This window comes from Paracoccus sp. PAMC 22219 (genome assembly GCF_000787695.1).
Taxonomy (GTDB): Bacteria; Pseudomonadota; Alphaproteobacteria; order Rhodobacterales; family Rhodobacteraceae; genus Paracoccus.
The window spans coordinates 1-11,688 of the sequence record NZ_BBPH01000016.1; the positions used below are offsets into that span (position 1 = coordinate 1).

The window sequence follows — 11,688 nt, forward strand, 5'->3', positions numbered from 1 at the left end:
CAAGGTTGGGGAGCAGCGCAATCTGTTACACGCCATGGAAAAAGATGCCGATCATGCTTCGGTTGTGCGTGTCACCAAATGGTCCAGGGACTTGCGCAATCCTGTGCGGGCGCGATGCAGCAACACACGTAAGTTGCCAGGGGTGATCTCCAGCATGTCGCAGATTGCGTCGCTGGTCAGATCCTTGTGGCTCCACAAGATCAATACCGCCCGCTGCGCTTCGGGCAGGGTGTCGATGGCTGTGTTGACATGACTGAGCATGTCCCGACCTTCGATGATCCTTCGTGCATCAACGTTGTCCCAAAGGTCTGGAAGCCGGCTCCAGCGCCCGTGACCATCAAAGGCCGCGCCAAAACCGCGGTCGTCCCCGAATTCGTCGAATGACACACTGCGGCCGTCGCGCTTTGCACGGCTGCGTGCCGTGTTCAGGGCGATCGCGAAAAGCCAGCTGGCCAATGAGGATCGACCCTCGAACTGTGATGCTCCTTTCAGCACGGCGACCCAACTGTCCTGAACAATCTCCTCTGCTGTGGCCCGGTTGCGAACGATACCAGTGCATACACGCAGCAGCGTCGGAGTATGCCGGCGATAAATCGGGGCAGAGACATGGGCGTCGCTATGAACGAGAGCCGCCACAAGGTCTGTATCATCATGCTCTTGCACCATCCGGTCATCCTTTGTAGTTTCAGAACGTATGTTCTGAACATTTTGCCCGCAGGCAATCACATGAAAAGATTAATACTCTGAGCGTCTTGGAAGGGCTGAAGACAATTGTCAGCGTTCACGCCAACGCGATAGGTGTGCATTGATCGACGATGCAACATTCCGACCGGAGATCATAAAGAAGCATAGAAATGGCGATGATGAATGGCCCGATGGGCGGTATGATGATGCTAGGCTGCGGGATCTTGGCAGTGTTTGTTCTTGCGATCCTGGTCTTTGGAGTTGCCTTTCTTCTCAAGTACCTGAGAATCCCGGGATGAGATGGCAGACAGCTCTCACGACATATTTGCGGCAAGTTGAGACCGTATCTTTTGGATGTCAGTTGAAAATCCTGGATGCATCGCAAGAAGGCTGCCCGTTGTCTGTGCTGTCGAAAGCTGACCATGGCATCGAAGACATGACCTAAATCCGCTTCTGGTTTCCCTTTTGTCGTATCCCTTGGGCGCTTCTGAACAATGTTCGGCAAGAAGTCTCAAATAATGGGAAGCCGATACTTAGCCTCGCCACGGGAGGGCTGATGAACCGCTGCGCCGGAGCACCACTTCCGCGAGGACGGATAAGGCAAACAAGAGGAGTGTGGACAAAACAGAGACTGCCGCGGCGGCGGTCGAGTTGCCTTCGTATTGCAGTGAAAAGACCATCACGCCGATCGTCTCGTGCCCTGAAGACCAGAGGAGGGCGGACAGATTCAGCTCGTTCATCGCCGTCATCAGGATCAGCACCGCCCCTGCGGTGGCCGCTGGCGTGACCGAAGGCACAAAAATTCGTGCTATTCGCCGCCCCAAACCGATACCTGCGATGCGGGCGGCCTCGTCCAGTCCCGGATCCCCGTTCTGGGCTGCAGCCACGACCGGGCGGAGCGCCAAGGGAAGAAACCGCGCCAGATAAGAGATCAGGATGATTGCCGACGTGCCGTAGAGCGAAATGCCGATCAGGGGTAGCGGTGGCAGAAAGGCCAGAATCATTGCCAACGCAACGACCGTGCCGGGCACGACCCAAGGCACCTCGGCAGACAAGTCCAACAGGGTGGCGGCCGGGCTGGGCCGGCGCGTCAGCAGATAGGCCAGCGGCAGCGCCACGCCGACGCAGATCACTGCCGCCAGACCTGATAGGGTCAATGAGTTCAAGAACGCGCGGATTACAGCCGGGTTGGACCAGACCCGAGCATATTGGTCCAGACTGGCCACCTGCATTGAGAACGGCACACCGATCGCCGGGGTCAGAGAGGTCAGAGTCAATGCAGCCAGCGGCAGCAGCGCGATGACAAGGACCACGACCCAGAGCGCCACCTGCGCCCATAGCGGCGCCCGATGCGCAGGGGTAAAGGCCCGCCCCCCTTCGACGCGCAGGGTCAGGCGGCGCAGGGCAAGATGGCGCAGCAACAGTGCCACCCCTGCCAACGTGGTGAGGATCAGTGCCAGCACCGCGACCTGCCCTGCGACCGAAGGGCCAAAGCCGTTCAGCTGCTGATAGATCAATGTGGTCAGCATCGGCACCCGCCCCGGAATGCCCAGAAGTGCCGGGATGCCGAAGTTGCCGACAGCCGCGGTAAAGGCCAGCAACGCACCCGCCAGCGCCGAGGGATAGGTGAGCGGCAGAATGATCCGCATCAGCACCCGTCGGGGTGGGATGGCTGCAATGCGCGCAGCCTCGATCAGATCGGCGGGCACGGATTTCAGGCTGGCGCGAATGGCAATGAAGACGAGCGGCATATGCTCGATCCCCATGATCAGCGCGATACCGCTTCGGGAATAAAGAGGATTGCCCTGACCTTGCGCAGGCGCCATCCCTAGGGCTCGCAGGATCGGAGAGCCCGAGCCCATCAGTTCAATCCAGGACAGGGCCAGCGTCTGCGAAGGGATAATCAGCGGCATCAGGATCAGAAAGGACAAGACCGCCCGAAACCGCATCCGCATCAGCCCCACGGCCAGCGCCAGTGCACCGCCCAATACGACCGAGATCGCGACGGAGGCGAGCGACAAGGTCAGCGTGTTCATGAACGCCCGCCCCGTTGCCCGCGCGGCCAGCGTGTCGCGCAGAACACCCAAAGGCGCCCCATCATCGCCGGGACGAAAGGCCGTCGCCAACACCTGACCCATGGGCCAGAGCGTGATCGATGCTACATAGAGACACAGAAGGATGGCCAGTAGACGCTCGCCATCCCCCGTACGCCGGTCGCCCAGCAGGTGCAGGTCAGCCGCCATAGAGGTCCGAGAACTTCATCTTGACGGCCTCTCCGTCGGACAGCAGGCGGGCATTGTCGGCACCGATCAGCGTCAGGCTGGCCGGGTCGGGATAGCCCTCGGGCGCCGCCATGCCGTCGCGCAGCGGGAAATAGCCTTGGGCGACCGATTGGGCCTGTGCGGCCTCGGACAATTGCCAATCCACGAAGGCACGGGCGGCATCGGCGTTGTCAGTGCCCGCCATGATCGCCACAGGCTGGGTCACCGCCGTCACGCCCTCGGACGGAAACACGAAATCGACCGGGGAGCCCTGCGCCTTGGCGTTCATCGCCATGTATTCGACCAACACGCCATATGCCTTTTCGCCCCGCGCGACGGCCTCCAGCACGGTGCCGTTGCCTTGGCCTGCAACGGCGCCATTGTCCGACAGTGTTTCAAAATAGGTCCAGTCGAATTCAGGCTGCTGGACCATCGTGCCCACATGGATCGCCGCGGCACCGGAATAAAGCGGCGATGGCATGATCGTCATCGTCGCCGCCTCGGGCGTGGCCAGATCGGCCCAGGAGGTCGGCGGGCTGTCCACCAGATCGGTGTTATAGACAATACCGGTAGTGATCAGCTTCGTAGGAAAGAACATTGCATCCGCGTCCAGCAGGGCTGGGTCGATGCCATCCACAGGGGCCTCGGGATAGGCCATCAGGCGGTCGTCCTGCTTCAGCTGGGTCATCGCGACGGCATCTGCGATCAGCAGAACGTCAGCGGGGCTTTCGCCGGCGGCGAATTCAGCCTGCAGTTTTGCCATCACCTCGGTCGTGCCCGAACGGAAGATATCGACCGAGATTTCGGGATGATCTTCATTGAAGGCGGCGATGACCTCGGTCATCTGCTCCTGCGGTTGCGACGTGTAGATGGTCAGGGTCTGGGCCTGGGCGGCAAAGGCGGTGGCGGACAAAGCGGTGGTCAGCATCAGGATACGGGTCATGACAGCCTCGTTGTTGGGGGAAAGGGGTCGGGCACGACCACGGGCGGGTCGGCGCACCAGCATCCGCGCGGATCGCGAAAGATCGTGATCCGCGCGCAATTCGTCGGGCGCAGAAACGGCAGCTCAAGGGCCACCATCACTGAGCGGATGGTGCCGGAATGGGCCACGATCAGGGGCGGGGCCTCTTGCGCGGCGGGGCCGCAGATGGCTGCACAGCCCTGCAGGATGCGATCATGAAACGCCTCGGGGCTTTCGCCACCCTCGGGCGTGGCGTCGCGGTCCAGCATGGCACGGGGCGCGCCTTCCCAGATGCCCCAATCGCGTTCGGCCAGCAGGGGTGCGGGCTGGATCTCCAGGCCGGGGCGCAGAGCCGCGATCGCTTGGGCCGTTTGCCAGGCGCGCTGCAAAGGCGAGGCAAAAAGGCGCCCGATGGGTCTATCCCGCAAGGTCAGCGCCACGTGCCCGGCCTGCGCGCGACCCATGTCTGTCAGGGGCGCATCGGTCGCACCTGCAATTCGGTCGGTGGCGTTGTGTGCCGTCTGGCCGTGACGCAGCAGATGGAAGCGGGGATGATCGAAGAGGCTCACCAAACCAGCCTTTCACCCCGAGCGATGGGCCAGCCAGTCCGCACGCGCAGATCGTCCGCGACCGAGGCTGCGCAAAACGCGTCCAACATCATCTGCGGCGTGCCGGACGCGACCATTGCGCTGGCCTGCGACAAAGTTGGGTGCACGTTCCAGCAACTAAAGACAGCATGGCCCTGATCAATCAGTTCCTGCGCGGGACTGCCCGCAGCAACATGGCCGGTAAAGATGATCCGCGCACCGCCGGCGTCACGGATGCGCCCGGCCAGGGCTTGCGCCACGCCGCGTTCTGCATTGGGACCCGCGGCGATCATCGAACCGGCAATCGGACTGTCCGTATCCAGACCGCCCCCGGCGCATGGCCCGCAGGACCGGTCAGCAGGGCCACACCCAAGATCTGGCCCAGACCGCCAAGGGGCCGCGCCTGTTGCAGGCCGGGATGACGGGCTAGCGCGATGGTGGGGCGGCTGGCGAACAACGGCGGGGTTCCCAGATCCGGCCACAGATCCAAGCCGCCTGTATGATCGGCATGACCATGGCTGAACAGGATCGCGTCAATGGGCGGTAGATCGCGCAGATCGGGCGCGCGGTCTTCGTCAGGCCCGCGGCCCAGATCCAGAAGCAGATTGCGATCCGCTATCTGAAGCAGGAAGCAGGCGGGCCCCTTGCTGCCTACCCCCGATATGGCGCGCAGTTCAGGCATTGACCGCCTCGCGCCGTGCGCCGGCTTGCGAGGTTTTATCGTCATCGCGACCGATCACCCAACCGCCGGTAATCTCCAGCCTAACCGGCGTGTGCGTGGTCAGCGGGCGATCGACGAGAAGGGTGAGCATCTGATCTTCCAGCGCGTCGGTCAGAGCGTGGGTCAGATAGCGGCCATGCTGAAAGCTCTGCGACAGAATGCGCGCCTGTAGATGGCCAGGCCCGTCGCACAGACGCAGGTCCTCGCGGTGCAGGCACAGCCAGCCGGGGCCAGGTTGTGCTGTGCCGGGCAGGGGAAGCGCCGCAGTCCCCACACGCAGGTCGCACATTCCATCCAGCGTCCCGGTCACCTGTACCGGCACAGTCACACCGTGACCGATGAAGCGCGCCACCATCGGCGTTGCGGGACGGCGATACAGATCTTCAGGCGTCCCATCTGTTGGATATGGCCCTTGTCCATCACGGCGATATGGGTGGCGACCGTCATCGCTTCATCCTGATCGTGGGTCACGAGGATGAAAGTCGCGCCCGTTTCGGCATGCAGCTGGCGAAATTGGACCAGCATTTGCTGGCGGAGATGTGCATCCAGATTGGCCAGAGGCTCGTCCAGCAGCAGCAGCCCCGGGCGCAGCGCCAGCGATCGCGCCAGTGCCACCCGCTGCCGTTGGCCCCCTGACAGATCCTGCGGGCGACGGTCCGCCAAGGGTAACAGACCCGTTGCGGTCAGCATCTGGTCCACGCGGGCGCGTCGTTCAGTCCCCGTCATGCGGCGTGACTGCAAGGCGAAGGCAACGTTGCCGCGCACCGTCATAGTGGGCCACAACGCATAGGACTGGAACACCATGCCCAGATCACGACGCTCGGGCGGCACGAAATGGCCGGGCGCGGCGATCAGTTGGTCGTCAAACCGCAACTCACCCGCATCGGGCAGTTCCAACCCGGCGATCAGGCGTAAAAGTGTGGTCTTGCCGCAACCCGAAGGACCCAGCAAAGCCAGAAATGAGCCCTGAGGCAGATCAAAGTCGATTCGGTTCAGAACGCGCGTCGTGTCAAAGGACTTGCCAAGACTGAGTGCGTGGATATGCGGCATGGATGCTCCGGAGTTGATCCCGAAGTAACCGGCGCGAATGTCGTTTATGTAACGATACTGTGGTCGTTTTGTGACCGAGCCGCACTCCTCCGGCTTGGTCAGGGGCGTGTTGATTTCCATCCAAAGCTAGGGTCAGGACCCATTGATCTTGCGTCTGAGCAACCTCTTCTGGCTGAAAGAAGCGCAGATGGCACGGCTGCAGCCCTTCTTTCCCAAGAGGTGAGCCTGCGAATGCAAACCTCGCGTCCATGACCGGCGGGTGTCGAGCGGGATGATCTTCATCAACCGCAATGCTTGCGGTGGCGCGATGTGCCAAAGGAACATGGCCTTTCGAAGACCCTCTACAACCGGTGAAAGCGGTGGAGGTGAGTGGCGAAAGCCATTGGTCCGCATGCAGCCACGAACGGGGGTCTTCGCCCGGACGATGGCTCGGCCGGCCGCCGAGGCCGCCGTCCCGAATACGGCGATGATCGCTGCGACCTCTCTCAAGGCGCGCCGCACGGCGACCAGCCTGCGGTCGAAAAGGAGCGGCGAGGCGACCGGGGGGCCGTCTGATCGGCCGGAGTTCTCGGGGAACAGTCCGGCGGACTGTTTCCCGAGAAGGGGCGGCATCAACACCAAGCTGCGTGCCGGCACCGCTGCCGATGGCCGCCCGATCGGGTTCTCGGGGGATGGTCCTCGAACTCATGACGGCAGGAAAAGTCAGCGACCACGCGGGTGCGGCAGCCCTGCCGGGCAGCTTGCCAAAGGCGGATTGGCGGCTGGCCGACCGGGGCCATGATGCCGATTGGTTCGGGGAAGTGTTGAAAGACAAGGGGATAGAACCATGATCCCGGGCCGGACGTCACGCGGCAAGCCAATCAGGCGCGACAAGCGCCGCGACAGGATCGAGATCATGTTCGGCAGGCTCAAGGACTGGCGGCAGGTCGCAAGCCGGATCACGACAGATGCCCGAAGGTCCTCCTCTCCGCCGTCAACGCATGCGTCGACCCCGCGCCGCAACCGTCATGGTCTGGCTATGAAACAGGAATGAGCCCTGACCCTAGCATCTCCCAGCATTCCAGATAAACTCAACCGAATATATCTGACGTTGTAGCACGGTCTATACGTACATATCAGCGATATTGCATAACATACGGAGGGACGGCATGGCCGCCGGCACAGCGATAATCTATCACTATTTCGAGAAGGATAGCGTGTACCGGGACAACCTAACCTTTTTTTTATCAACGGGAATACACGCAGAAGCTGATTATTATATCGTAATTTCTGGCAATTGTTCACTGAGCCTCCCTGAATTTGATAATGTAAAATATATATACACAGACAATATTAATAATGACTTCGGGGGATATTCAAATTTTATAAATCATCACTTTATAGACTGCTATGAGTTTTATATCTTCATTAATTCCTCCGTTAGGGGTCCCTTTACGCCTCCTTATCTATCCAGGCATTGGAGTGAAATATTCACATCTAAATTACAAGCCAACGTCCACCTCGTTGGTGCTTCCATAAATATTCTTCCAGAGTGGTCGGATTTCAAAAATAAATATAGTAAGATGTTTTCGTCTGAATGCACCGGGTCGCATGTTCAGACGACATCATACGCCCTGACAAGAAAGGCAATGAAACATCTTATCGAAATAGGATTCTATAAAACAGATAAGGCGTACGAGAAGTTCGAAGTCATATTGGCCTACGAACTTCGTCTGTCAAATGAAATTGCTAAAAACGGCTGGAATTTTGAATCCATTCTGCCAATTTATAACAACGTCAATTGCCACAACAGTGAGGTCAGGTTTAAGAACAAGACTTCAAAAGAAGGCGATGTCTTGTGGAGATCCGCATTCTTTGGACGAAGTCTCTCGCCACTGGAAGTTGTCTTTGTTAAGACAAACAGGGACATGATAGATGAGGCAGATCTTGCATCGTTCACCTTTACTGGTATTCACGACAGAAAATTAACCAAGACCTGGGGCGCGGCCTCTGACCTGCTTGAACAGAGCTATCTTCAATCTTCCAAGCCTAGCGAGTCATACAAGAATGAGAAACCAGCAGCACGGCTGTTTAGGAAGCTGAGAAATTTTAAAAGAAGAATTTTTCAGCAGAATATTAAAAAGGGAAAAAGTTTTTAAGCCCTGTCCTGCAATGAGCCGGCGTTGGTCAGTAGACGTCAACTCAGGCGTTCAGGCGCCACGCCTGTTTGCGGCAAACGAGCAATGACATTGCGCACGATCTGCTGGACGTGCATTGCTGCTTCCGCACTGAAGGCAATAGCGGGGGTGCCATCCGCGCGCAGGAGCTGGTGACGAAGGCCGACCGGGCTTTGCTGGTAAATAACGGCAAAATGGGTTAATGCGATAACATAGGCGCCCAGATCATTCAGATGGATCATATCCTGATTGCCCGCCTCGTCTCTAGCGAACAGTTCTTCCCGTGAGGTCACTCCGGGAAGTTCACCGGCTTCCGCTGCACGCGCAACCGCCGCAATCGCCTGACCTCCAGGTATGACGAAAATCTCGCCTATGCGATCGTTGGTTTCGGCAGGGGCAATGATCCGGCCCTGCCAATAAGCTTCCAAGTCGTTGTCGATCCGCTCCAGCCAGCCATCAGGATCGTCAAGCGGATTCCAGGTTTCGTAGAGATAAATGCGGATGTCAGGGTTACTCTGGCGGGCAAGAGCAGCCCACTCGGCTAGCCATCGGGGACTGTCAAACCAGCTTATGGCATCTCGGATCTCAACCATCTCAGTCATCACCAGGACGTCGACACCGGGGGCCGACAACGCTTGATGCGCGGGGACGGGGTCGCGATCTCCGCTTGCGTAGAGTTCGTATCCTGCGAGCGCGTCGCCCTCGGTCCAGTGAGCCTGAAGGGTTGTACCCCAGCCAATCTGGCTTGCATAACTGTTCCCGCCGAACTGCGCCACCATATGGGGAATATCTGGGCCTACGAGGCTATGCCCTAAATGAAAAATAGAACCAATGCGTTCGGGGGCTTGCAATACGGACCGCGGTTTCATCGTCATTTCGGGGGGGATTTTCGTGCGCCGATGGTAGTGCCAGCCAAATGCAGCGGCCACCGCTCCTCCCGCGCCTAGCACTAATGTACTTATCAACGATCTACGTTTCATTCGGTTCTCGGCTTCAGTTCTGCATGGCTGTCGTGTAGCATATACTAGCACATAGAACATCCTTCGCGGCGCATCTGAAGAGCCGAATCCTCGGTCACATTTGAGAGCAAACCGGACAGTTTCCGAAGCTGTGCAAGTGTCAGCGCCGTCTTACAGTCAAATGACAGAATTTCACATTCATGAACCCTTGAAGGTCTTACCCAAATAAGCCCCGATGTCGCTCTACCTTTCCACTGCATGGCATCCTCGTGCAATGGCGGAGCTAACGACCGACGGTGGGCTGCTATGTGCCTTGCGGCGGAGCGGTCCGGAAATGACAGTGCTTCATGATCGGTATCCCGGAATGCAAATCGGCATTTGGGCATCATGGTCACTGCTTGAAGTCATTTTGACACAGCAGCCAATTGACCGATCATCCCACGTTTATAACGTGCATCTAGGTTACCTGAGAACGCTCTAATCCAAAGGGTCACGGTGGAGTGCGGGATCAAACGCGACACCGCTATTGGCCGTGCCGCCCAAGCCAGCTACCTCCTCTGACGTTACCACCTCCCATGCGACGCGTTTGAGATAGGCATCCAATTCGGGGGCAATGACATCAGGGGACGGCACATATTTGAGTTCTCGAGCGTCAATCTGATAGAGCATTGTGAACACCAGCAGCGATGCCGCATACTCGCCAACGGGATTGAGGTGGATGTCATCCCTGTACAGATCACCTATCGTCGTGAGGCCCGGAACTGCGGACCCTAACAGGTCGTCGTAGATGCGCGCCATCCAGGCGTGACCTGGTATGATCCAGACGCGCCATTCCGGCGGAAGATCCGCATGGTTCTGATGCATCTTCCACGTCGCGTAATCTGCGAGATACCGGAAGCTGCGGCCGTATTCCGGAAGACAAGCACGAAAGCTGCCAAGATCTGCCCATTCCGGATGATCGGACAAGCCGTTCAAACTGGGCCAGATGGACCATAAGACCACCTCAGCCCCCTTACCTCCGTCACCGCGGGACAGCGCGTTCTCGGAAAACAGCATCAGGTGGGTCAGCGTATCAATCATGCCCTCGGAGGCCGGCTCTGAAACGCGCGGCGGAGGGCCTCCTTCGGTGATCACAAGCGACTGGAAGGTGTCGATGTTCGTCCGGGCTAACAGGTCCTGGCGCTCCCACCGAATGGACATCGGCGATCCTGGAACCGTATCCTGAGCATGCGTATTCTGATGGACCCATGCCGCCTCACCGAACTCGCCGATGAAAAGATTGGGAAGGTTTCCCGGCCACCCATCAATGCCTGAGTTCACATAGGTATCGGTCAAGCTGTGGCCGCTGTGGACGTGGAAATCCGAAGCGAGCGATGGTTGCCGCAAGCCGAATGGGGAAGCCACCTCCTGAGCCACACGGACAATGATATTGACGTCAGAGCCGCCGGCATCAAAGTTGCTGACCAAACGCCAGCCTGCTGGAACCGCATCACAAGCGCGGGTTGTCAGCATATACCCCGGTCGGTGGGCAGGCGTGGGATGCTCAAGTACAGTATCGACAAGCCCGATACGCTGGCTGACGCCCCGCTTATAGCGCATTATCCTCGATACGCGCTCTGCCACTTTTCCGTCCTTTGGCGTTGAATATTGCATTGGATCCTCGAATGTCCGTGTGGTCAACGCGCCAAGCCAAGTCTGCCATAGTCAAAGCATAATGCTGGACGGACTGTTAAGCGTCGTATTGGCATGTCCCATACCACCATTTCAGTCGCGATTGTGAAAAGCCCCGGCAGATGCGTCAAGGGGACTACTGCATAGCAGACCATTCAGCGCGTGGTTCGGACAGAACCAGCCCACTAAGCCAACGACCGTGCCCCATCAGCATGCGGAACCGCCAGATTTTGCGCAAAAGGCCGGGTTCGGAAGTAAATTGCACCTGTAACCCGGGAAAACTCACCTTTACCTGCTCGCCCGCGGGCATTTCTAAGCGATGCTCAAACTACCGCGGTGCCATGGGCCGAACTGGCCGGAGATACTTCGGAAGGGTAGAATTGGCTCCTAAATGTCACATCACTTTGACTTCAGATGGAAGATAGTGAACCAGAACCGCTTAAAGGCAACGCTAGGATGCACTGCCTGAAACAGGAGCGGACTATCAACGGCCAAAGGTGGACACTCAAATGCTATCCCAGATCCTGGACGGGTTGCACTTGCCGAACTACGATGTTCAGGGATTGTATGATTGCCAGTTGAGGGCCAGCATCGAGAACCGGAAACAAGCTTGGGTTCTGCGCTGCTCCCCAACCTTG

Annotated in this window: 11 protein-coding genes and 1 pseudogene; 2 read left to right on the top strand and 10 right to left on the bottom strand. The window is 58.7% G+C overall.

Features of this window, described 5'->3' with window-relative positions:
* Positions 1-51: 51 nt before the first annotated feature.
* From TY51_RS02865 to TY51_RS20020, 8 genes are all read right to left on the bottom strand, one after another.
* Positions 52-666, bottom strand: coding sequence for an RNA polymerase sigma factor (locus TY51_RS02865; RefSeq protein ID WP_042245637.1), 615 nt, complete (start codon positions 664-666; stop codon positions 52-54).
* A gap of 551 nt (positions 667-1,217) precedes the next feature.
* On the bottom strand, positions 1,218-2,927 hold the full coding sequence (locus TY51_RS02870) for an iron ABC transporter permease (protein ID WP_042245640.1): 1,710 nt from the start codon (positions 2,925-2,927) through the stop codon (positions 1,218-1,220).
* Positions 2,917-3,888, bottom strand: a complete 972-nt coding sequence (locus TY51_RS02875; RefSeq protein WP_042245643.1) for an ABC transporter substrate-binding protein — start codon at positions 3,886-3,888, stop codon at positions 2,917-2,919. Before TY51_RS02875 ends, TY51_RS02870 begins: the two co-directional genes overlap by 11 nt.
* Positions 3,885-4,475 (bottom strand): histidine phosphatase family protein, encoded by a 591-nt coding sequence (locus tag TY51_RS02880; RefSeq protein WP_052649703.1) that lies wholly within the window; start codon positions 4,473-4,475, stop codon positions 3,885-3,887. Before TY51_RS02880 ends, TY51_RS02875 begins: the two co-directional genes overlap by 4 nt.
* Positions 4,472-4,786 carry a hypothetical protein gene (locus TY51_RS02885; protein ID WP_042245646.1) on the bottom strand — a complete coding sequence of 105 codons (315 nt, stop codon included), beginning with the start codon at positions 4,784-4,786 and terminating at the stop codon, positions 4,472-4,474. Before TY51_RS02885 ends, TY51_RS02880 begins: the two co-directional genes overlap by 4 nt.
* Complete coding sequence (locus tag TY51_RS02890; protein WP_052649705.1) at positions 4,783-5,175, bottom strand: MBL fold metallo-hydrolase; 393 nt, start codon at positions 5,173-5,175, stop codon at positions 4,783-4,785. Before TY51_RS02890 ends, TY51_RS02885 begins: the two co-directional genes overlap by 4 nt.
* Positions 5,168-5,569, bottom strand: a complete 402-nt coding sequence (locus tag TY51_RS20015; protein ID WP_081994675.1) for a hypothetical protein — start codon at positions 5,567-5,569, stop codon at positions 5,168-5,170. Before TY51_RS20015 ends, TY51_RS02890 begins: the two co-directional genes overlap by 8 nt.
* Positions 5,539-6,384: an ABC transporter ATP-binding protein gene (locus tag TY51_RS20020; RefSeq protein ID WP_081994676.1), complete on the bottom strand. Its 846-nt coding sequence runs from the start codon at positions 6,382-6,384 to the stop codon at positions 5,539-5,541. Before TY51_RS20020 ends, TY51_RS20015 begins: the two co-directional genes overlap by 31 nt.
* Before the next feature lie 34 nt (positions 6,385-6,418).
* Between TY51_RS20020 and TY51_RS20740 the strand changes: the two are divergent.
* Together TY51_RS20740 and TY51_RS21600 are read left to right on the top strand one after the other, a co-directional pair.
* Positions 6,419-7,286 (top strand): annotated as a pseudogene (locus TY51_RS20740) (IS5 family transposase).
* 126 nt (positions 7,287-7,412) lie between these two features.
* Positions 7,413-8,402: a hypothetical protein gene (locus TY51_RS21600; protein WP_156117845.1), complete on the top strand. Its 990-nt coding sequence runs from the start codon at positions 7,413-7,415 to the stop codon at positions 8,400-8,402.
* 38 nt (positions 8,403-8,440) lie between these two features.
* Here the strand turns inward: TY51_RS21600 and TY51_RS02905 are convergent, their stop codons facing one another.
* A complete protein-coding gene (locus tag TY51_RS02905; protein WP_156117846.1) occupies positions 8,441-9,349 on the bottom strand; it encodes a hypothetical protein in 909 nt (302 codons plus the stop codon).
* 507 nt (positions 9,350-9,856) lie between these two features.
* Positions 9,857-11,002, bottom strand: a complete 1,146-nt coding sequence (locus tag TY51_RS21605; RefSeq protein ID WP_156117847.1) for a hypothetical protein — start codon at positions 11,000-11,002, stop codon at positions 9,857-9,859.
* Between the last annotated feature and the right edge of the window lie 686 nt (positions 11,003-11,688).

Bases quoted from the DNA above. Each gene is read 5' to 3' on its own strand.
- TY51_RS02865 (WP_042245637.1), bottom strand. From the start codon at position 666: ATGGTGCAAGAGCATGATGATACAGACCTTGTGGCGGCTCTCGTTCAT.
- TY51_RS02870 (WP_042245640.1), bottom strand. From the start codon at position 2,927: ATGGCGGCTGACCTGCACCTGCTGGGCGACCGGCGTACGGGGGATGGC.
- TY51_RS02875 (WP_042245643.1), bottom strand. From the start codon at position 3,888: ATGACCCGTATCCTGATGCTGACCACCGCTTTGTCCGCCACCGCCTTT.
- TY51_RS02885 (WP_042245646.1), bottom strand. From the start codon at position 4,786: ATGATCGCCGCGGGTCCCAATGCAGAACGCGGCGTGGCGCAAGCCCTG.
- TY51_RS02890 (WP_052649705.1), bottom strand. From the start codon at position 5,175: ATGCCTGAACTGCGCGCCATATCGGGGGTAGGCAGCAAGGGGCCCGCC.
- TY51_RS20015 (WP_081994675.1), bottom strand. From the start codon at position 5,569: ATGGTGGCGCGCTTCATCGGTCACGGTGTGACTGTGCCGGTACAGGTG.
- TY51_RS20020 (WP_081994676.1), bottom strand. From the start codon at position 6,384: ATGGAAATCAACACGCCCCTGACCAAGCCGGAGGAGTGCGGCTCGGTC.
- TY51_RS21600 (WP_156117845.1), top strand. From the start codon at position 7,413: ATGGCCGCCGGCACAGCGATAATCTATCACTATTTCGAGAAGGATAGC.